The organism is Cronobacter muytjensii ATCC 51329, from assembly GCF_001277195.1.
GTDB classification, from domain to species: domain Bacteria; phylum Pseudomonadota; class Gammaproteobacteria; order Enterobacterales; family Enterobacteriaceae; genus Cronobacter; species Cronobacter muytjensii.
In genome coordinates this window covers 2748371-2774857 of sequence record NZ_CP012268.1, presented here as the reverse complement: position 1 = coordinate 2774857, position 26487 = coordinate 2748371, and the positions used below count along the sequence as shown (strand labels likewise).

The window sequence follows — 26487 nt, the reverse complement described above, 5'->3', positions numbered from 1 at the left end:
TAACTTACCTGATGGTGATTATTCACGATGATACGGGTGATTGGTGGTGATGCTCCAGGCGCGGTAGAGGCTCTCCGCGACAATCACCCGCACCAGCGGATGGGGCAGGGTCAGCGTGGAAAGCGACCAGCTCTGTTCCGCCGCCGCTTTACACGCATCAGACAGCCCTTCCGGCCCGCCTATCAGCAGGCTCACGTCGCGGCCGTCTTGTTTCCAGCGCTCAAGCTCGCGAGCCAGTTGCGGCGTGTCCCACGGACGGCCCGGAATATCCAGCGTGACGATGCGGTTCTTCCCGGCCGCCGCCAGCATCATTTCGCCTTCTTTATCCAGAATACGTTTGATGTCGGCGTTTTTGCCGCGTTTTCCCGCCGGGATCTCAACGAGTTCGAACGGCATATCTTTCGGGAAGCGGCGCAGATACTCGCTGAACCCCGTCTGCACCCAGTCGGGCATTTTTGTGCCAACGGCTATCAGCTGAAGCTTCACGCCTTAACCCCAGAGCTTTTCCAGCTCATACAGGCGACGACTTTCTTCCTGCATGACGTGAACAATCACATCGCCGAGATCGACCACAATCCAGTCGGCGGCATTTTCGCCTTCCACACCGAGCGGCATCATGCCCGCCGCGCGGGATTCCTGGACAACATGATCGGCGATAGACATCACGTGACGGCTGGAGGTGCCGGTGCAGATGATCATACAGTCGGTGATGCTGGATTTGCCCTTAACATCAATGGCGATAATATCCTGGCCTTTAAGATCGTCAATTTTATCAATGACAAAATCCTGGAGTGCTTTACCCTGCAAGTTTTCCCCCTGGGAATGTGAACCTCGGATGACGCCGGATGCGCCATCGAATGACCGATACGAACACAGCGCCCGACAGGGCAGGCTGCGCTCAGAAGTGGGCTATCATCCCACCGCAGGCAAGAGTTTGCATCGCCATTTTTGTAAAACAATTTCAGAAAGGCGGTTTGCGGCGGGAAATATCTGGCAGCGGAGGATAACAGTATCGCCCGTTGTGTCAATGCCTGAGCCACAATCGGCTCAGCGCGCGGCAGGCGACGGGCGATACAGCGCGTGGCGGTGAATGTAATCCAGTACCGCCGGAGGCAGCAAATCGTCACACGGCTGCCGGTGCGCCAGGCGAGTGCGAATGTCGGTCGCGGAAATCGGGTAGAGCGGGGTATCGGCAAGATAGATTTTTCCGGCGGGCTGCTGGTGAAGCTCATCAGCATGATGGGCGAGATGCGCTGACAGCCAGCGTTGATCTTCTTCGGTTTTCATCTCGACCGGATAACCCGGACGGCGGCAGACCAGCAGGTGACAGCACGCCAGCAGGGCCTCGTAACGGTGCCAGGTGCGCAGCGTCAGTAAGGAATCCTGGCCGATGATAAATCCCAGCGGCGCGTCCGGTCCGGCCTCCTGGCGCAACTGCGCCATCGTTTCGCTGGTCCATGACGGCGTTGAGCGTTGCAGTTCGCGAGAATCGAGGCGGAACAGCGGATTACCGGCAATCGCCAGTTCAACCATCTCTTTGCGCTGGACGCTGCTGGCGCCCGGCTGCGGGCGATGCGGCGGCACATTGTTCGGCAGCATCGTCACCTGCGTGAGTTTCGCTTCTTTCGCCAGCGCCTCCACGGCGCGCAGATGGCCGTAATGGATGGGGTCAAACGTGCCGCCATACCAGGCCTGAAGAGAAGAGGCGAGATCAGCCATCAATAAAGACATCCGCCAGCGCTTTATGGCACAGCACCAGAGAGAGACTTTCCAGCTCCGGCCAGACGTTCTGGCCGTAATCCTGCTTCAGCGTAATTTCACACTGTGTCAGCAGGCGCACGGCCTGCCACAGCCGGTCGTCGGTCAGGCGGGACAGCGCTTCGCCAAGAAGCGGGCGGCGGTTCTGCCAGACGCGATGCTGGTCGAACAGCGTGCGCAGCGGCGTGGTCGCCGACTGACGTTTCAGCGTCACCAGCGTGAGTAACTCGCGCTGCAGCGTGCGCAGCAGAATAACCGGTTCGGCGCCTTCCAGCCGTAGCTGTTGCAGGATATGCAGCGCGCGTTTGCTTTTGCCCGCCAGCAGCGCGTCGACCCAGTGGAACGGCGTGAAGTGCGCGGCGTCGTTGACTGCCTGCTCAACGCGCGGCAGGGTCAGCTTGCCGTCCGGCCAGATTAAAGAAAGCCGCTCCAGCGCCTGCGCCAGCGCCAGCAGGTTGCCTTCATAGCAATAGCAGAGCAGTTGGTTTGCCGCGTCATCAAGTTGCAGGTTCATCTGTTTCGCCCGGTTAGCCACCCAGCGCGGCAGCTGCGCCTGCTCCGGCGTCTGACAGGTCACCTGCACCGCACGGTCGGCGAGCGCGGTGTACCACGCGGCGTTTTCCTGGGCTTTGGTCAGCTTGTTGCCGCGTACGATCAGCAGCAGATCGTCATGAAGCAGGCTGACCAGCGTGGCGAGTTGTTCATTGATGGCGGCGTTGGGGCCGTTTTCCGGCAGCGCCAGCAGTAATGTCTGGCGACTCGCGAACAGGCTCATCGCCTGACAGAGTGAGAAAATAGCCTGCCAGTCGGTGCTGACATCAATGATATAGCGGTGATGCTCGTCAAACCCCTGTGTCTGCGCCTGATGATGAATAGCGTCCTGGCTTTCCTGGAGGAGCAGCGGATCGTTGCCGAGCAATAAATAGGCCGCGCGCAGCCCTTCGTTGAGCTGCGCGCGGAGTTGTTCAGGGTAAAGCCGCAGCATTACTGAACGGGGAGGGTCGTGGAGACGCGGTTGCTGGCCGGCGCGGCGTCAGCGGTGGCAGGCGGCGTGGCAGCCTGCGGCGCGTCGCGGGTTTCCGAGACATCGCGCGCGTGAACCGCCACCAGTTTGCGGATCAGCTGTTCGGCGGCTTTGTCATACATCTCCTGAACGATGATGGTTCGTTCAGCCGACTTCGCGAGCGCCGTCAGCGGGTTGTCAAAGAATGAGCGATAGACGCGGGCACTGATCGGGTAGATGTCGTGACCCGGGATCAACACGCTGGCGTTTACCGTCATCACCATCTGGTACTCCGCGGTGCGGCCGTTCTGGAAGACCGATGCGGTATCCTGAGAGATAGACGCCGCGCCGATACGCAGCGACGGCACGTCCTGGCGAATTGAACTCGCCTCGACAATTTCCACACCGTTCAGACGCAGCTGGTTACGCACCGCGCGCGTCAGCGGACCGTTCGGATCGCCGGAGTTAAGGATTAACGTATGCATTTGCTCTGGCACCTGCGTGGTATTGCGCAGATGCCAGCCGCAACCGGCGGTGAGCATCACCGCCAGGCCTACTAACAGAGTAATCAGATGTCGCACGCTTCCTCCTGCGCTTAGCCTACAACCAGGTTAAGCAGTTTACCCGGTACGTAAATCACTTTACGTACGGTCACGCCGGCGAGGTATTTCGCCACCAGATGTTCCTGAGCGGCGCGCTCGCGCACCTGCTCTTCTGTCGCGTCGGCCGCCACGGTGATTTTACCGCGCACTTTCCCGTTGACCTGGACGACGACAAGCGTGGTGTCTTCCACCATCGCGCTCTCATCAGCCTGCGGCCACGGCGCATTGTCGATATCGCCTTCGCCTTTCAGCTCCTGCCATAGCGTAAAGCTGGCGTGCGGGGTGAACGGGTTAAGCATACGTACTACCGCCAGCAGCGCTTCGCGCATCAACGCGCGATCCTGTTCGCCATCCTGTGGCGCTTTCGCCAGTTTGTTCATCAGTTCCATGATGGCGGCGATAGCGGTGTTGAAGGTCTGACGGCGGCCGATATCATCGGACACTTTCGCGATAGTTTTATGAACGTCGCGACGCAGCGCTTTCTGATCGTCATTCAGCGCATCCACGTTCAGCGCTGGCGCGTCACCGAGTTGGGTGTGCTCGTACACCAGACGCCAGACGCGTTTCAGGAAGCGGTTCGCGCCTTCCACGCCGGATTCCTGCCATTCGAGCGTCATATCCGCCGGGGAGGCGAACATCATGAACAGACGCACGGTGTCGGCGCCGTAACGCTCTACCATCTCCTGCGGGTCGATGCCGTTGTTTTTGGACTTCGACATCTTGCTCATGCCGGTATACACCAGTTCGTGACCTGCAGCATCGCTCGCTTTAACAATGCGGCCTTTTTCGTCGCGCTCAACGATGGCGTCTTTCGGGGATACCCAGTTACGCTCGCCATTCGCGCCGACATAGTAGAACGCGTCCGCCAGCACCATACCCTGACACAGCAGCTGTTTTGCCGGCTCGTCGGAATCGACCATGCCCGCGTCGCGCATCAGTTTGTGGAAGAAGCGGAAGTAGAGCAGGTGCATGATGGCGTGTTCGATACCGCCGATATAGATATCGACTGGCAGCCAGTAGTTGGCCGCTTTCTCATCCAGCATGCCTTCTTTGTACTGCGGGCAGGTATAGCGCGCGTAGTACCAGGACGACTCCATAAAGGTGTCGAAGGTGTCGGTTTCGCGCAGCGCCGGCTGGCCGTTAACGGTGGTTTTCGCCCACTCCGGATCGGCTTTGATCGGGCTGGTGATACCATCCATAACCACATCTTCCGGCAGGATAACCGGCAGCTGATCTTCCGGCGTCGGCATCACGGTGCCGTCTTCCAGCGTCACCATCGGGATCGGCGCGCCCCAGTAGCGCTGGCGGGAAACGCCCCAGTCGCGCAGACGGTAGTTAACTTTGCGCTCGCCCACGCCTTTGGCGGCGAGTTTATCGGCAATCGCGTTAAAGCCCGCCTCGAAGTCCAGTCCGTCGAATTCGCCGGAGTTGAACAGGACGCCTTTTTCCGTCAGCGCCTGCTCGCTCAGATCCGGCGCGGTGCCTTCTGCGGTCAGGATAACCGGCTTGATCGGCAGACGGTATTTGGTTGCGAATTCATAGTCGCGCTGGTCGTGGCCCGGAACCGCCATTACGGCGCCGGTGCCGTATTCCATCAGCACGAAGTTCGCCGCCCATACCGGGATGGCTTCGCCGGTCAGCGGATGAATCGCTTTCAGGCCGGTGTCGATGCCTTTCTTCTCCATCGTCGCCATATCGGCTTCGGCCACTTTGGTGTTGCGGCATTCTGCGATGAAATCGCCAAGCGCCGGGTTAGCGGCGGCAGCGGCCTGCGCCAGCGGGTGACCCGCCGCGACGGCCAGATAGGTGACGCCCATGAAGGTGTCCGGACGGGTGGTGTAAACCGTCAGTTTCTCGTCGCTGTTCTGGACGTCGAAGGTGATCTCCACGCCTTCGGAACGGCCAATCCAGTTGCGCTGCATCGTTTTAACGGTGTCCGGCCAGTGATCGAGCTTGTCCAGATCGTTTAACAGTTCGTCAGCGTAAGCGGTGATTTTAATAAACCACTGCGGGATCTCTTTGCGTTCGACTTTGGTGTCGCAGCGCCAGCAGCAGCCGTCGATAACCTGTTCGTTGGCAAGCACGGTCTGGTCGTTCGGGCACCAGTTCACCGCGGAGGTTTTCTTATACACCAGGCCTTTTTTATAGAGCTCGGTGAAGAATTTCTGCTCCCAGCGGTAATATTCCGGTGTGCAGGTCGCCAGCTCGCGGCTCCAGTCATAGCCGAAGCCCAGCATTTTGAGCTGGTTCTTCATGTAATTAATGTTGTCGTACGTCCACGGCGCCGGCGCGGTGTTGTTTTTTACCGCTGCGCCTTCGGCCGGCAGACCAAAGGCGTCCCAGCCGATGGGCTGCAATACGTTTTTACCGAGCATACGCTGGTAGCGTGCGATCACATCGCCAATGGTGTAGTTACGAACGTGGCCCATGTGTAGTCGGCCAGAAGGATAGGGAAGCATCGACAGGCAGTAATACTTCTCTTTGCTCTCGTCTTCGGTCACTTCAAATGTGCGCTTCTCTTCCCAGTGAAGCTGTACTTTGGATTCTATCTCTTCCGGGCGATATTGCTCTTGCATGGCAGCCAGTAGTCCTGTTTTCAATACAGCTACAAATGTAGCTTTAACGTGTGTTATTTCAGATCCGCATAGCATAGCCGATTCGACCGCCGCACAACAGCCTTTCAGCGGAGGCGGCGCGAATAAGGAAAAGCGCGCTTTTAACGGGCGCTGTGCGCTGACAAACAAAGCGCTGCGGGATTAACGTCTACAATAAGAAGAGGTTACCCATCCAGGAGGAGAAAGGCGATGAACAAGGTTGCGCAGTACTACCGTGAACTGGTGGCCTCGCTCACCGAACGCTTACGCAACGGCGAGCGCGATATCGACGCGCTGGTGGAGAGCGCCAGGCGGCATATAGCCCGCAGCGGCGAGCTTACCCGCACGGAGGAAGAGGAAGTGACCCGCGCGGTGCGGCGCGATCTCGAAGAATTCGCCCGCAGCTATGGCGAAAGCAAGGATGAGCTCACAGACAGCGTTTTTCTACGGGTAATAAAAGAAAGCGTCTGGCAGGAGCTGGCGGATATCACTGATAAAACCCAGCTGGAGTGGCGCGAAGTCTTCCAGGATCTCAACCATCACGGCGTGTATCACAGCGGCGAGGTGGTGGGGCTTGGCAATCTGGTGTGCGAAAACTGCCATCATCATCTGGCGTTTTACACACCCGAAGTGCTGCCGGTCTGCCCGAAATGCGGCCATAACCAGTTCCAGCGTCGGCCGTTTGAACCATAATCCACACGCCTGCCCGCGGGGCGCGTATCGCTTACGCCCCGCGAGCGCTGGCTGCTGTGTTACGATTTTTATTGCCCCTAAGCGCGATTTTCAGCACGTTGCGTATCGCTTACGGCATTCTGCCGTAAACGCTGTTGTCCTGCCCGCCGTCGATTGTGTTGACGCGTCTCGTCGTTATACTCACTCCTGATTTTTAATGGAAAACTCTTGAGGGAACAGTGAAACACGCATACTGGCTCGCAGCCAGCGCTGCTGGCGCTGACCGCCTGCAACAAACAGGACACCTGGGAAAATAGCGACTATCTCATCAAAACGATTAGCGTTGATTATGACAATAAATCCCAGAACGGCACCGGAGCAGAATAACATCCTGAGTTTCAGGCTGCTATTACAGAAGAAATACGCGGGCTTAAAGAGAAATTCTATTTTCACCTGAATAAGGACACGTTGACGTGGTATCAGGATACGCGGCCGCATACGGAGAAAATCGCGGATCGTCGGGTGCAGATTAACGGTATCTGGCACACACTCACGCGCGATGCGACGAGCGATATCGTGCGCGTCGTATCGGATAACACGGGTATGTGCGGGTTATACCGCTGTACGGTCACGATGGAGTTGACGCCTGCAAGCGCCGAGCCGGCACGGCTGGCGCGCCTGAAAGCACAGTTTCAGCAGACCGAACAGCGCCGTCTTGCTCAGACGCAGCGCCAGAAGGCGCAGGCGGAAGAGGCGCTCCGCCATCCACCCGCAGGGTTTCTTGTCAGCCTGAATAACGATGCCGAACTGACGCTGCCCGACGCGATGATTCAAAGCCTGCAACGCTGGGAGTCTGGTATTTACAGCCGTCGTATTGGCAAGCTCAGTATCGACTGGCAAAACGAACATGATGAAATCTATTCGTTTACTAACCCGGCGCAAACCCTGCACGGTGAACTTATTATCGCACCGGGCGCGCAAGGCGATATTGAATTCGACCGCTGGCTGGCGTTGCAGGAGAGCGTGATTTACGCCTCGTCGCGCGGCGCGATTTATTATAATGCGCAGGGCTTGCCGGAGGCGTTTTATTACCACTATAACGCGGCGGCAAAACGCTATGTCATCGGCATCGCTAACAGCGAGTCTTTTGCGGACATCCTGACAACCTATTCGGTGTTACGCACGATGGATCCGGAATACCGCATGCAAAACGTGATTAAGATGGATGATCTGGCGCTGCCAGCGGCGGCGCTTGAAGAGCGAATGGGGATCACCGCCAGCGACCTGTTTGACTGCGCCCGATCCCGCCTGCTCATCCTCGATACCATAAATACGCTGCTGGCGGAGGCTGAGCGTGGCGAGAAAGCGACGCGTAACGTGCACCGCATTCCCGCTCAGCTCAGCGGCGGCGGCCATGAGGATTATGCGAAGATGGTCATTCACCGTGGCACCTTGCGTGACGTGGCGGCGAAAACGCAGAAGGACTATCCGGGCGGCAGGTGGCTTAATGAAACTTACCTGTACCCGCAAAACGCGCAGTTTGACGGCGCCTACAGCTTCTTGCTGGAAAAAGATGGCCTGGTGTATGAGTTCTACGTGGATAACAGCGAGTATACGCAGGCGGAGCGGATGCTTTATCTGACGGTGCTAAGAACAATCGACGCCGCAGGTATTCATTCTCTGCCGGCGAGCAAGCGCGCTAACCTGTTTGCGCCGCAGAAACCGTAACAGACGCGCCGGCATACCGTGCGGGTATGCCGGCAGGGGCGTCATCAGTGCAGGATTTTAGCGAGGAAGTCTTTCGCGCGTTCCGATTTGGGGTTGGCAAAAAACTCTTCTTTCGGCGAATCTTCCACAATTTTGCCTTCGTCCATAAAGATAACGCGGTGCGCAACCTTACGCGCGAACCCCATTTCATGGGTCACGACCATCATCGTCATCCCTTCCTGCGCCAGTTCAACCATCACGTCCAGCACCTCGTTGATCATTTCAGGGTCGAGCGCGGAGGTGGGTTCGTCAAACAGCATCGCCACCGGGTCCATACAGAGCGCGCGGGCGATCGCCACACGTTGCTGCTGGCCGCCGGAAAGCTGTGACGGGAACTTATTGGCATGAGCGGAAAGCCCGACGCGCTCCAGCAATTTCAGCCCTTTTTCGCGGGCAGCGGCTTTATCGCGCTTCAGCACTTTTACCTGCGCCAGCGTCAGGTTTTCGATGATAGAGAGATGTGGAAACAGCTCGAAGTGCTGGAATACCATGCCGACATGCGAGCGCAGCTGCGCCAGGTTGGTTTTTTTATCGTTGACGCGGGTGCCGTTGACGACAATTTCGCCCTGCTGAACAGGTTCGAGGCCGTTAACGGTTTTAATCAGCGTCGATTTGCCGGAGCCGGAAGGGCCGCACACCACCACGACTTCGCCTTTTTTTACGGCTGTGGAGCAGTCGGTAAGCACCTGAAAGTGACCATACCATTTCGAAACGTTTTTCAGGGTAATCATTATACAGTCCTTTTCTTCAGCCAGCTGACCAACAGCGATGCACTTAAACTAATGACAAAGTAAACGGCGCCTGCAAACAGGATCATCTCTACCTGCGTGCCGTCGCGCTCGCCAATCGTCGAGGCGGTGCGGAAGAAATCCGCGAGGCTCAGCACGTAAACCAGCGAGGTATCCTGGAACAACACGATGCCCTGAGTGAGCAGCAGCGGCACCATGGCGCGAAACGCCTGCGGCAGGATAATCAACTTCATGGATTGCCAGTGTGTCATCCCGAGCGCCAGCGCGGCGCTCGACTGGCCGCGCGAGATGCTCTGAATACCGGCGCGAATAATTTCCGAATAGTACGCGGCTTCAAACATTGAAAACGCCACCATCGCCGAGATGAGGCGGATATCGGTTTTTGGCGAGATGCCCAGAACATCCTGCAAGATGCCCGGCACAATCAGGTAAAACCACAGTAGCACCATCACCAGCGGAATAGAGCGAAACACGTTGACGTAAGCCGTGGCGAACCAGGCGAACGGCTTAAACGTGGAGAGGCGCATGACCGCCAGCAGCGTGCCCCAGACGATGCCGATAATGACAGCCGTGACGGTGATTTTTAAGGTGATGACCAGCCCTGCCAGCAGATAGGGCATAGAGGGAACAATCGATCCCCAGTCGAACTCGTACATTATTTGCTCCCCATATTGCCCGGCAGGCGAACCTTACGTTCCACCAGATTCATGACCAGCATGATGACCGTATTGATAAATACATAGGCGAGCGTAATAGCCGTAAACGATTCCCAGGCGTGGGCGGAGTAGTCGAGCAGCTTGCCCGCCTGCGCCGCCATATCGACCAGACCGATAGTGGAGGCGATAGCTGAGTTCTTCACCAGGTTCATCATCTCGGATGTCATCGGCGGCACAATGACGCGATAGGCGTTAGGCAGCAACACATAGCGATAGGTTTGCGGCAGCGTCAGGCCCATCGCCAGCCCGGCGTTCTTCTGACCGCGCGGCAGCGACTGGATAGCGGCGCGCACCTGCTCGCACACGCGCGCGGCGGTAAACAGCCCCAGGCAGATCATCGACGAGAGGAAAAACTGTACGTTGGGATCAAGCTCTGCTTTAAACCACATGCCGAGATCTTCCGGCAGCAGCTCCGGCACCACGAGATACCAGGTAAAAAACTGGACGATCAGTGGAACGTTGCGGAAAAGCTCGACGTAGCAGGTGCCGATGGCGGAGAGAAGGCGGTTTGGCACGGTGCGCAGAATACCGAACAGGGAGCCGACGAGGAATGCGATTATCCAGGCGGTGATCGACAGCGCGACCGTTACCTGGAAGCCACTCCATAGCCAGCCTAAGTAGGTGGTGTTGCCGAACGGCGCATCCTGTAAAAAGATGCCCCAGTTCCAGTCTATAGACATAACGGACTCCGAAAAAAAGGGGGGTAGCAGCGCTACCCCCTAAGATTGATGAGAAGCCTCTTGTATTCGCGCCGGATGGGGAACGGCCATCCGACGTATAGTCTGTCCGGGCTTCATGTCGTCAATCGTGAGGGCAGGGTGACCCGCCCCTTAATGGTTGTAATTAGTTAAGCGCTTTATCGTTAGGCTCTTTGAACAGGGCTTTCATGTCGTCGGAAAGCTCGAAGTTCAGGTTAAGGTTTTTCGGCGGAATCGGGTTTTTAAACCACTTATCAAACCATTTCGCCGCTTCGCCGGAGGTCTGCGCCTGGGCAATGGTGTCGTCTACGAGTTTTTTGAACGTCTCGTCGCCTTTACGCAACATGCAGCCGTAGGCTTCTTTGGATTGCGGCGTGCCGACAATTTCCCAGTTGTCCGGTTTCTTCGCTTTAGCGCGTTCGCCGGCGAGCAGAGCGTCATCCATCATAAAGGCCACCGCGCGGCCGCTTTCCAGCGTGCGGAAAGAGTCGCCGTGATCTTTAGCGCTGATGATGCGCATATCCATTTTCTTCTCATCATTGAGTTTATGCAGCAGCACTTCAGAGGTGGTGCCGGAGGTCACAACGACCGCTTTGCCTTTCAGATCCGGGAAATCTTTAATCGGGCCGCCCTTTTTCACCAGCAGGCGTGTGCCCACGACGAAAATCGTGTCAGAGAACGCGGCTTGTTTCTGGCGCTCCAGGTTATTGGTGGTCGAGCCGCATTCAAAATCAAAGGTGCCGTTTTGCAGCAGCGGGATACGGTTTTGTGACGTAATCGGGATCATTTTGACCTGCAGATCCGGCTTGTTGAGCTGTTTTTTAACGGCTTCAACGATAGCGTTGGAGTAAGCCTGCGAGTAGCCGACCACTTTTTGCTGATTGTCGTAATAGGAGAAAGGAACTGAGGATTCGCGATGGCCGACGACAATAACGCCGTTCGCTTTGATTTTATCCAGCGTGCTTTGACCGCTGCTCGCTTCTTCCGCATGGGCCAGACCTGCGCTCAGCCCCATTACCAGCATTGCTGCGGTCAGTTTACGTAACTGCATATCCAACTCCTTTATCGCGGCGCCAGAGACGCCATTGATACCCAATTGTGAATGTGTGTTGTTATATCCTGCCGTCCCGCCAGCAGCGTTAGTACCGTGTTGGTACCATTTAGCCTGGCTGGATGTAAATAATTTGCTGTGAATTTGTTTATTTTTGCGAAGCGCGCCGCACCAATTAGAGGCAAAAATGCGGCGTTGCACTAAAGTGGTGCCGCAAAAGTGTTTTACTGGTGCAAAGGCCGCCTCTGCATCGCCTGTTAAGGCGTTTCAGCTAAATCATTGGATTAACTAAAGCAAAGGATATGCCAGGAAAGAAAAAGGCCAGCATAGCTGACCTTTTTTAGCGTGGTTTACGCGCGTCTGCGTCTGCCGAGGCTTATCAGCACCGCCGCGAAGCCGCCAAGTGCGACGATAATCCAGATAATCGCATTGCCGAAACGGGCATACGGCGTAAGCCCGCTGGTGGGCGTGACGGAGGCGTTTAACACCTCGCGGGTGAATTGCGGAATGATGGACTGGACGTCGCCGTTTGCGTCAAGCACCGCTGTGACGCCATTGTTAGTGCTACGCAGCAGCGGACGCGCCAGCTCCAGCGCGCGCATGCGCGCCATCTGGAAATGCTGCCACGGGCCGATGGAGTGACCGAACCAGGCATCGTTTGAAATCGTCAGCAGGAAATCGGTGTCCGGACGGAAGTTATCACGCACCTGTTCGCCGAGAATGATTTCATAACAGATAGCCGCCGTCAGCTTCATACCGTGGGCCTGCAACTGCGGTTGCAGATAGGGCCCACGGCTGAATGACGACATCGGCAGGTCGAAGAATGGCGCCAGTGGCCGCAGGATGGATTCCAGCGGCACAAACTCGCCGAACGGCACCAGATGATTTTTGTGGTAGCGGTTGGCGGAATTGTAGCTGTAGGGCGTATCGGCGCCGAGCGTAATAATGGTGTTATAGGTGTCGTAACGGTTTTTCTCGTTAAGACGCGCATCCACCACGCCGGTTATCAGCGTCGCGTCATTCGCGCGCAACACCGTGTCAAGATCGTGCAGGAATTGCTGCTGGTTGCTCTCTAAATCGGGAATAGCGGATTCCGGCCAGATAATCAGCCCGGCTTTGCCGAGTTGCTGGCGCGTGGCGTTGAGATAGATACGCAGCGTATTCATCAGCTCGCCTTCATCCCATTTCATAGACTGCGGAATATTGCCCTGCACCAGCGACACGTTGATTGCGCGCTCGGCGTGCGGCTGATACCACTGGATATAGCGCAGCGGGAAGGGGAGCGCGAACAGCACCAACGCGCAAACGGCGGGCTTCCAGGCGCGACGCGCCAGCGCCAGCGTCAGAAGACCGCTGACGGCCATCAATAAGAAGTTGATCGCCTCGACGCCCATTACCGGCGCCAGGCCTTTCAACGGGCCGTCTATCTGGCTGTAGCCGAACTGCAGCCACGGGAACCCGGTCAGCACCCAGCCGCGCAGAAACTCGGTGAGATGCCAGACGACCGGCGCGGCGATAGCCACACGCAGCCAGCAGGTTTTCGGCCACAGGCGCGCCAGCACGCCAGCGAAAAGACCGGTGTAAAGTGACAGATAGGCGGCGAGAAGCACGACCAGCGCCACGTTGACCGGGCCCGGCATACCGCCAAACTGGGCGATGCTGACATAGACCCAGTTCACACCGCTGCCAAACAGGCCAAGCCCCCAGGCAAAACCAATCGATGCGCTTTGCATCGGGCGACGGTTAAGGGTAAGCCCCTGGAGGCCCATCAGCGAAATGAGGGCGGCGGGCCAGAAATCATAAGGGGAAAAGGCCAGCGTTCCGCTGGCACCAAAAAGCAGCGCCAGCAGCAGACGCACGCGCTGGCGTTCAATCATTGAGGCAAGAGCCATTCCATTAGTCTTCCAGTTTAGGCTGCGGCGAGTTTTCCGGCATTCTGACGTGGACCTGGATAATACGACGGCTGTCCGCCATGGCAACTTTAAACTGGTAACCATCGATATCGATGGTCTCCCCGCGCGCAGGCAGATGGCCAAACGCCTGCATGACAAGACCGCCGATGGTGTCCACTTCTTCATCGCTGAACTGGGTGCCGAAAGTATCATTGAAATCTTCGATGGACGCCAGCGCGCGTACGGTCCAGGTATGACGGCTGAGCTGACGGAAATCGATATCTTCTTCATCGTCATATTCGTCTTCGATTTCGCCGACGATAAGCTCAAGAATATCTTCGATGGTCACAAGACCTGACACGCCGCCAAATTCGTCAATCACGATAGCCATGTGATAGCGCTGGGAGCGGAACTCTTTCAGCATCCGGTCGACCCGTTTGCTTTCCGGCACGACAACCGCCGGGCGCAACACTTTATCCATGCTGAAGGCGTCGGCGTCGCTGCGCATAAACGGCAGCAGATCCTTGGCCATCAAAATCCCTTCAATGTGATCTTTGTCTTCGCTGATCACCGGAAAACGCGAGTGCGCCGATTCGATAATGACGTCGAGACATTCATCGAGGCTCTGGTTGCGTTTGAGGGTGACCATCTGAGAACGGGGGATCATGATATCGCGCACGCGCTGGTCGGCAATATCCATTACCCCTTCGAGCATGTCGCGCGTATCCTGATCGATAAGCTCGTTCTGCTCGGAATCACGGATAAGCTCAAGCAGTTCATCACGGTTTTTCGGTTCACCGTGGAAAAGCTGGCTTAAGAGGAGGGAGAAAAATCCCTTTTTGTTAAGTGAGTCGCTACTGTGTGAGTTGTCGTCGCTCATGGCGTTAATTCAGGGTTCTCATGTTGGTGGATGTGTCGCCCGCGGCGGGAAATACACGCCGCAGCGATAGAAATCACTGGCGGCAGCGGACTGCCGCACAGATTACGCTTTCTCGGCAATGTACGGATCGTCAAAGCCCAGGGCAAGCATTATCTCGGTTTCGATGCCTTCCATCTCTTCGGCTTCGTCATCCTCGATATGGTCATAGCCCAGCAGATGCAGACTGCCGTGCACGACCATGTGCGCCCAGTGGGCTTCCAGCGGCTTTTCCTGCTCCTGCGCCTCGCGCTCTACCACCTGGCGACAGATGATAAGATCGCCAAGCAGCGGCATCTCAATGCCGGGCGGCGCTTCAAACGGAAACGACAGCACGTTGGTGGATTTATCTTTGCCGCGGTAGGTCAGGTTTAAATCGTGACTTTCCGCTTCATCCACCAGACGTATCGTCACCTCTGATTCTTCCTGAAATTGTGGGATGACGGCATTCAGCCATGTCTGAAACTGGGCTTCATCCGGCAAACCGGAGGTCTCTTCGCAGGCAACCTGCAAATCAAGGATCACCTGACTCATTTACTCTCCTGCGTGCCAGCGGCCAGCGCCTGGGCTTCGCGTTTACGTTCCGCCGCCTGTTCGGCCTTGCGTTTCTGATCGGCCTCTTCCCAGGCTTCATAGGCGGTGACGATACGTGCGACCACCGGGTGGCGCACCACGTCTTCGCTATGGAAGAAGTTAAAGCTAATCTCTTCCACTTCTGACAGCACTTCGATGGCGTGACGCAGACCGGACTTCAGGTTTCTCGGCAAGTCGATTTGCGTGACGTCGCCTGTGATCACCGCTTTGGAGTTAAAGCCGATACGCGTCAGGAACATCTTCATCTGCTCGATGGTGGTGTTCTGGCTCTCATCAAGGATGATGAATGCGTCATTCAGCGTACGGCCGCGCATGTAAGCCAGCGGCGCGACTTCAATCACGTTGCGTTCCATTAACTTTTCTACGCGCTCAAAACCTAACATCTCAAACAGCGCGTCATAGAGCGGGCGCAGGTACGGGTCGACCTTCTGGCTGAGATCGCCTGGCAGGAAGCCGAGCTTTTCGCCCGCTTCGACCGCCGGACGGGTCAGCAGAATGCGGCGGATCTCCTGACGCTCCAGCGCGTCCACGGCCGCGGCAACCGCGAGATATGTCTTACCGGTACCGGCAGGGCCGATGCCAAAAGTGATGTCGTGGTCAAGAATGTTGGCGATGTACTGCGCCTGGTTCGGCGTACGGGGTTTAATCACGCCGCGCTTGGTCTTGATGTTGACCGCTTTGCCGTACTCCGGCACGCTTTCAGCGCTCTGTTCGAGTACGCGAAATTCTTTGATAGCCAGATGGATCTGTTCCGGCTCAATTTCTTTGATTTCGCCACGCATCGGCGCGGTATCGACATACAGATGGCGCAGAATATCTGCCGCGGCGCTGACGCAAATCGTGCGGCCGGTCAGTTTAAAGTGGTTGTCGCGACGGGCGATTTCTATGCCGAGGCGTCGTTCCAGCTGTTTGATGTTGTCATCAAAGGGTCCACAGAGGCTAAGCAGACGAGCGTTGTCTGCCGGTTCCAGCGTAAATTCACGAGTTTCTATATTCAAACTTGTCCTCTTGGTCACACAGGGCCAGTTAAGGTGAATAAAATGCCTGCTGATTTTCTCAGGGCCTTAGAGAAATTATTCACGGCGAGGGAAAAAGGCGCAAGCGACAACCCGGATATTTGGGTGACGCCTTCAGAATGCAAGAGCGGATGCGTGAAAAATAAGCGTATGCCGCAGCGGGGCGGCATACGTGAGACGGCGGGTTAAGGCTGGAAAATACCGACGCCGAGTTCGTTCTCTTTACGCGTGCGGGCGATGATCGCTGCCGGAGATTCCACCACGCGCAGGCCCATCTCTTCCTCGGTGCGGATAACCTTGCCGCGCAGAGAGTTCGGGAACACTTCGGTGATTTCCACATCGACGAATTTGCCAACCATGTCCGGCGAGCCTTCGAAATTGACCACGCGGTTGTTTTCGGTGCGTCCGGACAGCTCCATGATGCTTTTACGCGACGTGCCTTCCACCAGGATGCGCTGGGTGGTGCCGAGCATTCGACGGCTCCAGGCCATTGCCTGCTGGTTGATGCGCTCCTGCAGAATATACAGACGCTGCTTTTTCTCTTCTTCCGGCACATCGTCCACCATGTCGGCGGCAGGGGTACCCGGGCGTGCCGAGAAAATAAAGCTGTAGCTCATGTCGAAATTGACCTCGGCAATCAGCTTCATGGTCTGTTCGAAATCCTGCTGGGTTTCGCCCGGGAAGCCGACGATAAAGTCTGAGCTAATCTGGATATCCGGACGTGCGGCGCGCAGTTTGCGGATAATCGCTTTGTATTCCAGCGCGGTGTGGGTGCGCCCCATCATGTTCAGCACACGGTCGGAGCCGCTTTGCACCGGCAGGTGCAGGAAACTGACCAGTTCCGGCGTATCGCGATACACCTCGATAATATCGTCAGTGAATTCGATCGGGTGGCTGGTGGTGAAGCGAATACGATCGATACCGTCGATAGCGGCTACCAGGCGCAGCAGATCGGCGAAGGTGCCGGTAGTGCCGTCATAGTTTTCACCGCGCCAGGCGTTGACGTTCTGCCCCAGCAGGTTGACTTCACGTACGCCCTGGGCGGCAAGCTGTGCGATTTCCAGCACGATATCATCGCTCGGGCGGCTGACTTCTTCGCCGCGGGTGTACGGAACCACGCAGTAGGTGCAATATTTGTTACAGCCTTCCATGATGGAAACGAACGCCGTTGGGCCTTCCGCGCGTGGCTCAGGCAGACGATCGAATTTTTCGATTTCCGGGAAGCTAATGTCAACAACCGGACTGCGGGTGCCTTTCACCTGGTTGATCATTTCCGGCAGGCGGTGCAGGGTCTGTGGCCCGAAAATGATGTCGACGTAGCGGGCGCGATCGCGAATATGATCGCCTTCCTGAGAGGCCACGCAGCCGCCCACGCCGATAATCACTTCCGGATTTTTTTCCTTTAACGTTTTCCAGCGACCTAACTGATGGAAAACCTTCTCCTGCGCCTTCTCACGGATCGAGCAGGTATTCAGCAGCAGAATATCTGCTTCTTCCGCCACGTCGGTCAGCGTAAAGCCGTGCGTGGTTTCCAGCAGATCGGCCATCTTCGATGAATCGTACTCATTCATCTGACAGCCCCAGGTTTTGATATGGAGTTTTTTTGTCATTGACTTGCCATTGCTCAGTTAAAGCCACTCATTTTGGCCGCGTATTGTAATGCTTTGATGTGTTCGTGACCAGTGGCGAGGCAAAGACGTCAGGCGGCGAAAAATCCGGTAAACTGAAGGGAGACTGCTTAAGGATAAAATGACCATGATAAATCAACCAATTGAAGTCGCCGTCGTCGGCGGTGGCATGGTGGGCGCCGCTGCCGCGCTGGGGCTGGCGCAAAATGGTTTTCAGGTAGCGGTGGTGGAGCATGCCGCGCCGCCCGCGTTTTCGCCACAAAGCCCGCCTGACGTGCGAATTTCTTCCATTAGCTGCGCCTCAGTGGATCTTCTGCGCGGGCTGGGCGTGTGGCAGCGGGTGCTGGCGATGCGCGCGCATCCTTATCGTCGCCTCGAAACCTGGGAGTGGAACGAGGCGCGGGTGGAGTTCAGCGCTGACGAGCTGCAACTGCCTGAGCTCGGTTACATGGTAGAAAACAACGTGCTGCAACGCGCGTTGTGGGAGGCGCTGGAGGCGCATCCGGCCGTGAGGCTGCTATGTCCCGCGACGCTCACGCAGATGACGCCGACGCAAAACGGTTATCAGCTGGCGTTAGATAATGGCGAAACGCTCCAGCCACGGCTGGTGATTGGCGCCGATGGCGCGAGCTCGCAGGTGCGCAAATGGGCCGGGATAGGCGTTAACGCCTGGCAATACCAGCAGTCGTGTTTGCTCATCAGCGTGCAGTGCCAGCTGCCGCCCGGCGACAGCACCTGGCAGCACTTTACGCCTGACGGGCCGCATGCGTTTCTGCCGCTGTTCGATAACTGGGCTTCGCTGGTCTGGTATGACCGTCCGGCGCGCATTCGTCAGTTGCAGGCGATGAATATGGCGCAGCTCGGGCGCGAAATCGCAGCGACGTTTCCGTCGCGGCTCGGCGGCGTGACGCCGGTCGCCTGCGGCGCGTTTCCGCTGGTACGCCGCCATGCGCTGCGCTACGTGCTGCCGGGCGTCGCGCTGGTGGGCGACGCCGCGCATACCATTCACCCGCTGGCGGGGCAGGGCGTGAATCTCGGCTACCGGGATGTCGATGCGCTGCTGAAGGTGGTGATTGACGCCCGCAATGCGGCGCAAGACTGGGCTTCTGTCGATATACTGAAGCGCTATCAGCGCCGCCGGATGCCGGATAACCTGATGATGCAAAGCGGTATGGATCTCTTCCACGCAGGCTTTACCGCGAAGCTCAAGCCGCTGCGCGTGCTGCGTAATCTGGGGCTTATCGCTGCCCAGCGGTCGGGCGTGCTGAAGCGCCAGGCGCTACGATATGCGCTGGGTTTATAATTTCATAGTTACAACATACTTATTGCTGTCGTAAAAGAGATGACGGAGGCGTTAGCGCCGTCATCGCCGGGCCCCGGTGAACGAGGGGAGTAAAAAGGCCTGCATGTGCGGGCTTTTTTTTATTGAGCGATTCAGCCAAAGAGCGACAGGGTTTGTGAAGCGCGCTGAAGAGAGGCCGTACATGTCGGGCGCAGAAAAGATCGGGCGCAGAAAAGAAAAAAGCCTGCTTTCGCAGGCTTTTAAAGAGTGGCTGGGGTACGAGGATTCGAACCTCGGAATGGTGGAATCAGAATCCACTGCCTTACCGCTTGGCGATACCCCAACAAAATGTTGGTGCTGAATTGTCAGTTAAAGGAAGAAACAAAGAACCTTTAACCTGTGCGTTTAGCTTCTTGCCAACCGCTTCTTCAAAGTGGCTGGGGTGCAGGGATTCGAACCCCGGAATGGCGGAATCAGAATCCGCTGCCTTACCGCTTGGCGACACCCCAAGAAACTCTTGCGAACTTTACTTCGCGCTATCTCGCATAAACACTGCAAGATGCTTAAATATGGTGGCTACGACGGGAATCGAACCTGTGACCCCAGCATTATGAGTGCTGTGCTCTAACCAGCTGAGCTACGTAGCCAAATTTTATTGCTTTACCAGCCATAACGACTGGCTGGGGTACCTGGATTCGAACCAGGGGATGCCGGTATCAAAAACCGGTGCCTTACCGCTTGGCGATACCCCAACGACCACTGCGCTATACGCAAAAGTCGAAGAAATATGGCTGGGGTACCTGGATTCGAACCAGGGAATGCCGGTATCAAAAACCGGTGCCTTACCGCTTGGCGATACCCCATCCGTGCAACGCTAACCCGGGAATGGTGCGGGAGGCGAGACTTGAACTCGCACACCTTGCGGCGCCAGAACCTAAATCTGGTGCGTCTACCAATTTCGCCACTCCCGCAAAAAAGATGGTGGCTACGACGGGAATCGAACCTGTGACCCCATCATTATGAGTGATGTGCTCTAACCAGCTGAGCTACGTAGCCATCTTTTTTCGCGTTACCTTATCGGCGTTGCGGGGCGCATTATGCGTATTGGGCCTGGAAGCGTCAACACCTTTTTTGGCGAAAATCGACGTATTGTGACTGTTTGACTAGCTTGCGAACAGCTTGATGCAATATTCGTCGATTCCGGTTGATTTATCCACTAAGTCAATGGAAAACGAGCCACTGTCTGAACAACGTTGTGCCAATAAAAAAACGGGCCGAGAAGGCCCGTTGTTCATTTAAGGAGTACTCATTTATAGGCGGACTGGTGTACACCCACCGCGCGGCCTGACGGATCGTTCATGGTTTTAAACGCTTCGTCCCATTCGATGGCTTTCGCAGAAGAGCAGGCGACAGACGGCCCGCCCGGCACGCACTCCGCCGCGCTCGGCACCGGGAACAGCTCTTCGAAAATCTCGCGGTAGAGATACGCTTCTTTCGACGACGGCGTGTTGTACGGGAAGCGGAAGCTGGCCGTGGCTAACTGCTGATCGGTGACCTGCTCAGCGGCCACTTCTTTCAGCGTATCGATCCAGCTGTAGCCGACGCCGTCAGAGAACTGCTCTTTCTGACGCCACGCCACGCTGGCTGGCAGGTAAGATTCAAAACATTCACGCAGGATATGTTTCTCCATTTTGCCGTTGCCGCACATTTTATCCTGCGGGTTGATGCGCATCGCCACGTCGAGGAATTTCTTATCAAGGAACGGTACACGCGCTTCGACGCCCCAGGCTGACATCGCCTTGTTTGCACGGGCGCAGTCAAACATATGCAGCGCCTGCAGTTTACGCACGGTTTCTTCGTGCAGTTCTTTCGCGTCAGGCGCTTTATGGAAGTACAGATAGCCGCCGAATACCTCATCAGACCCTTCACCCGAAAGCACCATTTTAATGCCCATCGCTTTGATCTTACGGGACATTAAATACATCGGAGTTGACGCGCGAATGGTCGTCACATCGTACGTTTCAATGTGGTAAATCACATCGCGAATCGCATCCAGCCCTTCCTGAACGGTAAAATGAATTTCATGGTGCACCGTGCCGAGGTGGTTCGCCACTTCCTGCGCCGCTTTCAGATCCGGCGAGCCTTCAAGACCGACGGCAAAAGAGTGCAGCTGCGGCCACCAGGCCTCGGAACGCTCCTGATCTTCCACGCGACGCGCCGCGAATTTCTTGGTGATCGCAGAAATCACCGATGAATCCAGACCGCCGGAGAGCAGCACGCCGTAAGGCACGTCTGACATCAGGTGGCTTTTCACTGCGTCTTCCAGCGCCTGACGCAGTTCGGCTTTATCCGTCACGTTGTCTTTTACCGCGTCATACTCGAACCAGTCACGCTGATAGTACTGGCGAATTTCGCCGTCCTGGCTCCACAGATAACTGCCGGCCGGGAACTCTTTAATGGTGCGGCACACCGGCACCAGCGATTTCATCTCGGAAGCGACATAAAAGTTGCCGTGCTCATCATGCCCCATGTAGAGCGGGATAATGCCGATGTGGTCACGGCCAATCAGGTACGCGTCTTTTTCGCTGTCATACAGCACGAAAGCGAACATGCCCTGCAGCTCGTCGAGAAATTCCGGCCCCTTTTCCTGATACAGCGCCAGGATAACTTCGCAGTCAGAACCGGTCTGGAACTGGAAACGGTCGCCATATTCCGCACGCAGCGCCTGATGGTTGTAAATCTCGCCGTTCACGGCCAGTACATGCGTTTTTTCGGTGTTGTAAAGCGGTTGCGCGCCTGCGTTGACGTCGACAATAGAAAGACGTTCATGCGCGAGAATAGCTTTATCGCTGGCGAAAACGCCGGACCAGTCCGGGCCGCGGTGACGCATCAGGCGTGACAGCTCAAGTGCTTTTTTACGCAGCTCAACCGCATCGGTTTTGATATCCAGCACACCAAAAATAGAACACATAGAAAACTCCGTTAACCCTGGCGGTGATGTTGTGTTGTCTGTCTGCGAGGCGTTGCGGTTTATGCAATTTTTCCGCTTCAGCCTCCGTTGTTGATTAAGAAAATGCCGTAATTCATACAGACTATGCAAGCCTTTTAGCGATGGAGTAATAAATAGTTCAACAGGCGTTAGCGGAAATTTAAAAATGATTACCAGAATGGCGCGGTTTTTAGCGATTTCTCAAAAAAAAGGCGATTTTATTGAATGCGGGGGGGCGGGGCAGGCAGAAAAAACGGCCATCATTATGGCCGTCAGGATCAGATAACGTCGATTTCGGCGACGGAAGGATAAATCCAGCTCGGTCGGAACGGCATCGCGTCGATATCATTGATGGTGGAGACGCCAGAAAGTACCAAGATGGTTTCGAGCCCGGCCTGGAAGCCTGCCAGAATATCAGTACGCAGGTTATCGCCGACAATCACGGTATGCTCGGAGTGCGCCTGCATTTTGTTCAGCGCCGCGCGAATGATCCACGGGCTCGGCTTGCCGACGTAAAACGGCTTACGGCCAGAGATTTTCTCAATACCCGCGCACAGCGCGCCACAGGCGGGGTAGAAGCCACGCCCGTGGGTGTCCGGGTTAGTGGCGATAAACCGCGCGCCGTTGGCGACGAAAAAGGCGGCCTTATGCATCATCTCCCAGTTATAGGAGCGGGTTTCGCCGACGATCACGAAATCCGGATTGATGTCGGTAATGGTAAAGCCAGCTTTATACAGCTCGTGAATTAAGGCCCCTTCGCCGACCACATACGCTTTTTTGCCTTCCTGGCGACGCAGAAAGTCCGCTGTCGCCATGGCGGAGGTGTAAAACACGCTGTCCGGCACGTCGATCCCGGCGGAGGCGAAACGGTTAGCCAGATCCTGGCCGGTCTGGGACGGGTAGTTGGTCAGCAGGACCAGCGGAAACCCTTTTTCAAGAATGCGTGTCAGAAATTCACTGGCGCCGGGCACCGCAACGTTATCGTGCATCAGCACGCCATCGATATCGCAAATTACGTTCTGAATGGTCATGGACTACTCTGGCTCAGGGAACAGAAAGGCGTAACTATAGCGCAAACGCCAAAGTCACTCGTTAACTTTCCAGCAAACGCTGTAATAACAAACCGTTAAGCATGGCGCGTTTCACCAGCGCGAAAGCGCCGATTGCCGAGCGGTGATCGAGTTGTGACGGCACCACCGGCAGGTTTTTACGAAATGCTTTGAGGGATTGGGTGTTGATGCAGCTTTCGATAGCGGGCAACAGCACTTTCTGCGCTTCGACGATTTCACCGGCAATAACGACTTTTTGCGGGTTAAAGAGGTTAATGGCGATGGCGATAGTTTTGCCAAGCTGACGCCCAACGCGCTCCACGACTTCGCTCGCCAGCGCGTCGCCCCGGTTAGCGGCTTTGCAAATCGCTTTGATATTGCACTCGTCTGGCGTCAGGCGGCTCTGATAGCCCTGCTCAAGCAGTTGGCGCACGCGTTGTTCAATCGCGGCATTGGCAGCGACAGTCTCCAGACATCCGAAGTTGCCGCAGTGGCAACGCTCGCCTAAAGGGTCGACCTGAATATGACCAATTTCGCCGACGTTGCCGTTGCGGCCGATGAAGATGCGCCCGTTGGAGATAATGCCTGCGCCCGTGCCCCGGTGAACGCGCACCAGAATGGAGTCTTCGCAATCGCGTGTTGCACCGAAATAGTGCTCCGCCAGCGCCAGGCTGCGGATATCGTGCCCAACAAAACAGGCGACGTTGAAGCGCTTTTGCAGCGCGTCGACCAGCGGCCAGTTTTCCACGTTAATGTGCGGCATATAGCGGATAACGCCGCTTTCCGGGTCCACAAGACCCGGCAGAATAACGGAGACGGCGATAAGCTCGCGGATTTTGCGCTGCCAGGTCTCGATAAACTGCGCAATCGTATTCAGCAGTGCGTGCTCAAGCGTTTCCTGAGTACGCTCTGGCAGGGGGAAATGTTCTTCCGCCAGCACTTTGCTGCTCAGGTCGAACAGCGTAAGCGTCGCGTCGTGTCGGCCAAGCCGTACGCCAACTGCCTGGAAGTGCCGGGTTTCGGTGATGATGGAGATAGCGCGGCGGCCCCCGGTAGAGGCCTGCTGATCGACTTCTTTAATCAGGCCGCGCTCAATCAGCTGGCGAGTAATTTTGGTAACGCTGGCGGGCGCAAGCTGGCTCTGTTCGGCTATCTGTATGCGCGATATCGGCCCATGCTGGTCGATAAGACGATAAACCGCCGCGCTGTTAAGCTGTTTTACGAGATCAACGTTGCCAATTTGAGCCTGTCCGCCAGTCGTCATGCCTTTATTTACTCAGTAACGACCTCGTTACCATTAACGATGGTCTTGATGATTTTATAGTCGCGGGTAAAGGCGGTGAGATTCGCCACTTTGCCCGTTTCAATGCTGCCAAGCCGGTCTGCCACGCCCATGGCGCGGGCCGGATACAGCGTCGCCATACGCAGCGCTTCGTCCAGTGCGATATTGACATGCTCCACCAGGTTGCGCACGCCTTCGATCATGGTCAGCGCCGAGCCGCTGAGGGTGCCGTTTTCGTCCACGCACAGGCCATTGCGGTAGTATATTGTTTTACCAGCAAAAATGAACTCATCAATATTGGCACCTGCGGGCGCTGTCGCGTCAGTCACCAGACAGAGTTTGTCGCCTTTTACTTTTTTCGCGAGGCGCACGTTTGCGAAATCCACGTGCAGGCCATCGGCGATAATGCCGCAAAAGACATCCGGCTCGTCAAAGATAGCGCCAGTCAGGCCCGGCTCGCGACCAGTGATGTAAGGCATTGCGTTGAAGAGGTGGGTTGCAAAGCGGATCCCGGCGCGAAAGCCTGTTTTTGCCTCTTTCAGCGTCGCGTTCGAGTGCCCGGCGGATACCACAATGCCCGCCGCGGTGAGCTGGCTAATGAACTCTGGCGCGACCCGTTCCGGCGCGAGCGTGATTTTGGTAATAACGTCAGCATTTTCACACAGAAACTTGACCAGCTCAGCGTCCGGTTCACGCACGTAATCCGGGTTGTGCGTGCCTTTTTTGACGATATTCAGCCACGGGCCTTCAAGGTGCAGACCCAGCGCCTGATTTTTGTGGTGCGCCAGGTATTCGCGCATTACCCGCACGCCCTGTTTCATCAGCGCGTCGCTACAGGTAATCAGCGTCGGCAGATAGCTGGTGCAGCCCGATTTCTCGTTGGCTTTCTGCATAATTTCCAGCGTTTCGACCGAGACCGCGTCTGCCGTGTCGTTAAACTGCACACCGCCGCAGCCGTTTAACTGTACGTCGATAAAACCGGGGGCGATGATGGCACCGCCCATGTCGCGCTGTTCGATTCCCGCCGGCAGGTCAGCCAGCGGGCACAGGCGCTCAATCAGGCCATCGGCGATAACAATCGCATGGTCATCCAGAATGTCGTGGCCGGTGTAAATCCGGCCGTGGGTTAAAGCGTACATAATGCCCCCGGTAACCAGTCCTTAAAGATCTTTAATATTTTCAGCTTCGAGCTCGGTGAAGTATTTTAACGTCTTCACTTTCAGTTCCATGGTGGAAGGCTCGTCACACACGATAACCGCTTTCGGATGCAGTTGCAGACAGCTGATGGTCCACATATGGTTTACGTTGCCTTCGACGGCCGCCTGCAGCGCCTGCGCTTTAACATGGCCCAGTACCAGAATCATCACTTCCTGCGCGTCAAGCAGTGTGCCGACGCCGACCGTGAGGGCGTATTTTGGCACCTGATTCACATCGCCGCCAAAGAAACGCGAATTCGCCACGCGGGTGTCGTGCGTCAGCGTTTTGATACGGGTGCGGGAAGCCAGTGAAGAAGCTGGTTCGTTGAACGCAATATGACCGTCGTTGCCCACGCCGCCCATAAAGAGGTGAATTTTGCCGTAAGCGCGAATTTTTTCTTCATAGTGGCGGCATTCTGCGTCAATATCCGGCGCGTTACCATCCAGCAGGTTGATATTTTCTTCGGGAATATCAACGTGGTCGAAGAAATTGCGGTACATAAAGCTGTGGTAGCTTTCCGGATGATCTTTCGGCAACCCGACATATTCATCCATGTTAAAGGTCACCACATGTTTGAAGCTCACCTGGCCCGCTTTGTGCATCTCAATCAGCGCTTTGTAGGCTTCAAGCGGCGTGCCGCCTGTCGGCAGGCCGAGCACGAACGGACGGTCAGCGGTGGGGTTGAAATCGTTAATGCGCTTAACAATATGGCGGGCGGCCCATTTGCCTACCTGCTGCGGCGTAGCCAGCGGAATCAGTCTCATTGTTCACCTCGAAAGTTAGAAAACAGGCGCGGATTGAACGACGCACAGTGTAAGGGTATACCCGTTCGCTGAAAGCGGGAGCAATCCGTCTCGATTTTTTGAATGATAAAATAAGTTTTCGAGGTAAGCCATAGGTCAGGACCTTCAACTACGATATTTGGTGATAAAAATCACAGAAAAGACGCGTTTAATTTGCGAGGCGAATTAATTTTGCAGACACTCAGCGTTGATACCAAGTGTCGCCGCGTTTCAGGGTTGGTAGCACAAT

The 26487-nt window shown here is 56.3% G+C and carries 25 protein-coding genes and 7 tRNA genes; 4 read left to right on the top strand and 28 right to left on the bottom strand.

Annotated features, from left to right (window positions below; genetic code table 11):
* Positions 1 to 18: 18 nt before the first annotated feature.
* The 6 genes from rlmH to leuS all read right to left on the bottom strand — a co-directional run bounded on the left by rlmH (position 19) and on the right by leuS (position 5939).
* Complete coding sequence (gene rlmH / locus AFK63_RS12855; RefSeq protein WP_038864155.1) at positions 19 to 486, bottom strand: 23S rRNA (pseudouridine(1915)-N(3))-methyltransferase RlmH; 468 nt, start codon at positions 484 to 486, stop codon at positions 19 to 21.
* A 3-nt stretch (positions 487 to 489) separates the two neighbouring features.
* Positions 490 to 807 (bottom strand): ribosome silencing factor, encoded by a 318-nt coding sequence (rsfS, locus tag AFK63_RS12850; RefSeq protein ID WP_038864153.1) that lies wholly within the window; start codon positions 805 to 807, stop codon positions 490 to 492.
* 240 nt (positions 808 to 1047) lie between these two features.
* Entirely contained in the window at positions 1048 to 1719 is a 672-nt protein-coding gene (nadD, locus tag AFK63_RS12845) for a nicotinate-nucleotide adenylyltransferase (protein ID WP_038864152.1), read from the bottom strand.
* On the bottom strand, positions 1712 to 2743 hold the full coding sequence (gene holA / locus AFK63_RS12840) for a DNA polymerase III subunit delta (protein ID WP_038864148.1): 1032 nt from the start codon (positions 2741 to 2743) through the stop codon (positions 1712 to 1714). Before holA ends, nadD begins: the two co-directional genes overlap by 8 nt.
* Positions 2743 to 3342: an LPS assembly lipoprotein LptE gene (gene lptE, locus AFK63_RS12835; protein ID WP_038864147.1), complete on the bottom strand. Its 600-nt coding sequence runs from the start codon at positions 3340 to 3342 to the stop codon at positions 2743 to 2745. The genes holA and lptE overlap by 1 nt, the downstream gene beginning before the upstream one ends.
* 14 nt (positions 3343 to 3356) lie before the next feature.
* Positions 3357 to 5939: a leucine--tRNA ligase gene (gene leuS / locus AFK63_RS12830; RefSeq protein WP_144420905.1), complete on the bottom strand. Its 2583-nt coding sequence runs from the start codon at positions 5937 to 5939 to the stop codon at positions 3357 to 3359.
* Between the two features lie 228 nt (positions 5940 to 6167).
* Between leuS and AFK63_RS12825 the strand changes: the two genes are divergently transcribed.
* Complete coding sequence (locus tag AFK63_RS12825; RefSeq protein ID WP_038864144.1) at positions 6168 to 6650, top strand: zinc ribbon-containing protein; 483 nt, start codon at positions 6168 to 6170, stop codon at positions 6648 to 6650.
* A 180-nt stretch (positions 6651 to 6830) separates the two neighbouring features.
* On the opposite strand, the gene AFK63_RS12820 is transcribed toward AFK63_RS12825, so the two are convergent.
* Entirely contained in the window at positions 6831 to 7082 is a 252-nt protein-coding gene (locus AFK63_RS12820) for a hypothetical protein (RefSeq protein ID WP_144420904.1), read from the bottom strand.
* Positions 7083 to 7097: 15 nt separating this feature from the next.
* Here AFK63_RS12820 and AFK63_RS12815 point away from each other — a divergent pair, with 15 nt between their 5' ends.
* Positions 7098 to 8357, top strand: coding sequence for a hypothetical protein (locus AFK63_RS12815; protein WP_038864142.1), 1260 nt, complete (start codon positions 7098 to 7100; stop codon positions 8355 to 8357).
* A 44-nt stretch (positions 8358 to 8401) separates the two neighbouring features.
* Here AFK63_RS12815 and AFK63_RS12810 read toward each other — a convergent pair whose 3' ends face one another.
* The 8 genes from AFK63_RS12810 to AFK63_RS12775 form a co-directional block, all read right to left on the bottom strand.
* Positions 8402 to 9127 (bottom strand): amino acid ABC transporter ATP-binding protein, encoded by a 726-nt coding sequence (locus tag AFK63_RS12810; RefSeq protein WP_007699518.1) that lies wholly within the window; start codon positions 9125 to 9127, stop codon positions 8402 to 8404.
* A complete protein-coding gene (gltK, locus tag AFK63_RS12805; RefSeq protein WP_038864141.1) occupies positions 9127 to 9801 on the bottom strand; it encodes a glutamate/aspartate ABC transporter permease GltK in 675 nt (224 codons plus the stop codon). The genes AFK63_RS12810 and gltK overlap by 1 nt, the downstream gene beginning before the upstream one ends.
* Positions 9801 to 10541: an amino acid ABC transporter permease gene (locus tag AFK63_RS12800; protein ID WP_038864140.1), complete on the bottom strand. Its 741-nt coding sequence runs from the start codon at positions 10539 to 10541 to the stop codon at positions 9801 to 9803. The genes gltK and AFK63_RS12800 overlap by 1 nt, the downstream gene beginning before the upstream one ends.
* Before the next feature lie 163 nt (positions 10542 to 10704).
* The gene (locus AFK63_RS12795; RefSeq protein ID WP_038864138.1) at positions 10705 to 11610 is read right to left on the bottom strand and encodes an amino acid ABC transporter substrate-binding protein; all 906 of its coding nucleotides are present in this window, start codon (positions 11608 to 11610) and stop codon (positions 10705 to 10707) included.
* A gap of 350 nt (positions 11611 to 11960) precedes the next feature.
* Entirely contained in the window at positions 11961 to 13502 is a 1542-nt protein-coding gene (gene lnt / locus AFK63_RS12790; RefSeq protein ID WP_038864137.1) for an apolipoprotein N-acyltransferase, read from the bottom strand.
* Positions 13503 to 13506: 4 nt separating this feature from the next.
* The gene (gene corC, locus AFK63_RS12785; protein ID WP_007710647.1) at positions 13507 to 14382 is read right to left on the bottom strand and encodes a CNNM family magnesium/cobalt transport protein CorC; all 876 of its coding nucleotides are present in this window, start codon (positions 14380 to 14382) and stop codon (positions 13507 to 13509) included.
* 102 nt (positions 14383 to 14484) lie between these two features.
* Positions 14485 to 14952 (bottom strand): rRNA maturation RNase YbeY, encoded by a 468-nt coding sequence (gene ybeY / locus AFK63_RS12780; protein WP_038864134.1) that lies wholly within the window; start codon positions 14950 to 14952, stop codon positions 14485 to 14487.
* The gene (locus AFK63_RS12775; RefSeq protein ID WP_038864133.1) at positions 14949 to 16010 is read right to left on the bottom strand and encodes a PhoH family protein; all 1062 of its coding nucleotides are present in this window, start codon (positions 16008 to 16010) and stop codon (positions 14949 to 14951) included. Before AFK63_RS12775 ends, ybeY begins: the two co-directional genes overlap by 4 nt.
* A gap of 42 nt (positions 16011 to 16052) precedes the next feature.
* On the opposite strand from AFK63_RS12775, the gene AFK63_RS21420 reads away from it, so the two are divergent.
* Positions 16053 to 16217 carry a hypothetical protein gene (locus AFK63_RS21420; RefSeq protein WP_155884335.1) on the top strand — a complete coding sequence of 55 codons (165 nt, stop codon included), beginning with the start codon at positions 16053 to 16055 and terminating at the stop codon, positions 16215 to 16217.
* Here AFK63_RS21420 and miaB read toward each other — a convergent pair.
* Positions 16214 to 17638, bottom strand: coding sequence for a tRNA (N6-isopentenyl adenosine(37)-C2)-methylthiotransferase MiaB (gene miaB / locus AFK63_RS12770; protein WP_038864132.1), 1425 nt, complete (start codon positions 17636 to 17638; stop codon positions 16214 to 16216). The genes AFK63_RS21420 and miaB overlap by 4 nt on opposite strands.
* A 145-nt stretch (positions 17639 to 17783) precedes the next feature.
* Between miaB and ubiF the strand changes: the two genes are divergently transcribed.
* The gene (gene ubiF / locus AFK63_RS12765) at positions 17784 to 18959 is read left to right on the top strand and encodes a 3-demethoxyubiquinol 3-hydroxylase (protein ID WP_038864196.1); all 1176 of its coding nucleotides are present in this window, start codon (positions 17784 to 17786) and stop codon (positions 18957 to 18959) included.
* A 247-nt stretch (positions 18960 to 19206) separates the two neighbouring features.
* Here the strand turns inward: ubiF and AFK63_RS12760 are convergent.
* The 12 genes from AFK63_RS12760 to nagB all read right to left on the bottom strand — a co-directional run bounded on the left by AFK63_RS12760 (position 19207) and on the right by nagB (position 26219).
* Positions 19207 to 19281, bottom strand: a tRNA-Gln gene (locus AFK63_RS12760).
* Between the two features lie 91 nt (positions 19282 to 19372).
* Positions 19373 to 19447, bottom strand: a tRNA-Gln gene (locus AFK63_RS12755).
* A gap of 61 nt (positions 19448 to 19508) precedes the next feature.
* Positions 19509 to 19585 (bottom strand) — tRNA-Met (locus AFK63_RS12750).
* Between the two features lie 30 nt (positions 19586 to 19615).
* Positions 19616 to 19690 (bottom strand) — tRNA-Gln (locus tag AFK63_RS12745).
* A gap of 36 nt (positions 19691 to 19726) precedes the next feature.
* Positions 19727 to 19801 (bottom strand) — tRNA-Gln (locus AFK63_RS12740).
* Positions 19802 to 19824: 23 nt separating this feature from the next.
* Positions 19825 to 19909, bottom strand: a tRNA-Leu gene (locus tag AFK63_RS12735).
* Positions 19910 to 19917: 8 nt separating this feature from the next.
* Positions 19918 to 19994: transfer RNA gene (locus AFK63_RS12730), tRNA-Met, on the bottom strand.
* Between the two features lie 250 nt (positions 19995 to 20244).
* Positions 20245 to 21909: an asparagine synthase B gene (gene asnB, locus AFK63_RS12725; RefSeq protein ID WP_038864131.1), complete on the bottom strand. Its 1665-nt coding sequence runs from the start codon at positions 21907 to 21909 to the stop codon at positions 20245 to 20247.
* Between the two features lie 296 nt (positions 21910 to 22205).
* The gene (locus tag AFK63_RS12720) at positions 22206 to 22958 is read right to left on the bottom strand and encodes an HAD-IIA family hydrolase (RefSeq protein WP_004387185.1); all 753 of its coding nucleotides are present in this window, start codon (positions 22956 to 22958) and stop codon (positions 22206 to 22208) included.
* A 61-nt stretch (positions 22959 to 23019) separates the two neighbouring features.
* Entirely contained in the window at positions 23020 to 24240 is a 1221-nt protein-coding gene (gene nagC, locus AFK63_RS12715; protein ID WP_038864130.1) for a DNA-binding transcriptional regulator NagC, read from the bottom strand.
* Positions 24241 to 24248: 8 nt separating this feature from the next.
* Positions 24249 to 25397 carry an N-acetylglucosamine-6-phosphate deacetylase gene (nagA, locus tag AFK63_RS12710; protein WP_038864129.1) on the bottom strand — a complete coding sequence of 383 codons (1149 nt, stop codon included), beginning with the start codon at positions 25395 to 25397 and terminating at the stop codon, positions 24249 to 24251.
* A 21-nt stretch (positions 25398 to 25418) separates the two neighbouring features.
* A complete protein-coding gene (nagB, locus tag AFK63_RS12705) occupies positions 25419 to 26219 on the bottom strand; it encodes a glucosamine-6-phosphate deaminase (protein ID WP_038864128.1) in 801 nt (266 codons plus the stop codon).
* Between the last annotated feature and the right edge of the window lie 268 nt (positions 26220 to 26487).

Coding starts and splice junctions, on each gene's coding strand:
- nadD (WP_038864152.1), bottom strand. CDS start 1,719: ATGGCTGATCTCGCCTCTTCTCTTCAGGCCTGGTATGGCGGCACGTTT.
- holA (WP_038864148.1), bottom strand. CDS start 2,743: ATGCTGCGGCTTTACCCTGAACAACTCCGCGCGCAGCTCAACGAAGGG.
- leuS (WP_144420905.1), bottom strand. CDS start 5,939: ATGCAAGAGCAATATCGCCCGGAAGAGATAGAATCCAAAGTACAGCTT.
- AFK63_RS12825 (WP_038864144.1), top strand. CDS start 6,168: ATGAACAAGGTTGCGCAGTACTACCGTGAACTGGTGGCCTCGCTCACC.
- AFK63_RS12810 (WP_007699518.1), bottom strand. CDS start 9,127: ATGATTACCCTGAAAAACGTTTCGAAATGGTATGGTCACTTTCAGGTG.
- gltK (WP_038864141.1), bottom strand. CDS start 9,801: ATGTACGAGTTCGACTGGGGATCGATTGTTCCCTCTATGCCCTATCTG.
- AFK63_RS12800 (WP_038864140.1), bottom strand. CDS start 10,541: ATGTCTATAGACTGGAACTGGGGCATCTTTTTACAGGATGCGCCGTTC.
- AFK63_RS12795 (WP_038864138.1), bottom strand. CDS start 11,610: ATGCAGTTACGTAAACTGACCGCAGCAATGCTGGTAATGGGGCTGAGC.
- lnt (WP_038864137.1), bottom strand. CDS start 13,502: ATGGCTCTTGCCTCAATGATTGAACGCCAGCGCGTGCGTCTGCTGCTG.
- corC (WP_007710647.1), bottom strand. CDS start 14,382: ATGAGCGACGACAACTCACACAGTAGCGACTCACTTAACAAAAAGGGA.
- ybeY (WP_038864134.1), bottom strand. CDS start 14,952: ATGAGTCAGGTGATCCTTGATTTGCAGGTTGCCTGCGAAGAGACCTCC.
- AFK63_RS21420 (WP_155884335.1), top strand. CDS start 16,053: ATGCCTGCTGATTTTCTCAGGGCCTTAGAGAAATTATTCACGGCGAGG.
- miaB (WP_038864132.1), bottom strand. CDS start 17,638: ATGACAAAAAAACTCCATATCAAAACCTGGGGCTGTCAGATGAATGAG.
- ubiF (WP_038864196.1), top strand. CDS start 17,784: ATGATAAATCAACCAATTGAAGTCGCCGTCGTCGGCGGTGGCATGGTG.
- asnB (WP_038864131.1), bottom strand. CDS start 21,909: ATGTGTTCTATTTTTGGTGTGCTGGATATCAAAACCGATGCGGTTGAG.
- AFK63_RS12720 (WP_004387185.1), bottom strand. CDS start 22,958: ATGACCATTCAGAACGTAATTTGCGATATCGATGGCGTGCTGATGCAC.
- nagC (WP_038864130.1), bottom strand. CDS start 24,240: ATGACGACTGGCGGACAGGCTCAAATTGGCAACGTTGATCTCGTAAAA.
- nagA (WP_038864129.1), bottom strand. CDS start 25,397: ATGTACGCTTTAACCCACGGCCGGATTTACACCGGCCACGACATTCTG.
- nagB (WP_038864128.1), bottom strand. CDS start 26,219: ATGAGACTGATTCCGCTGGCTACGCCGCAGCAGGTAGGCAAATGGGCC.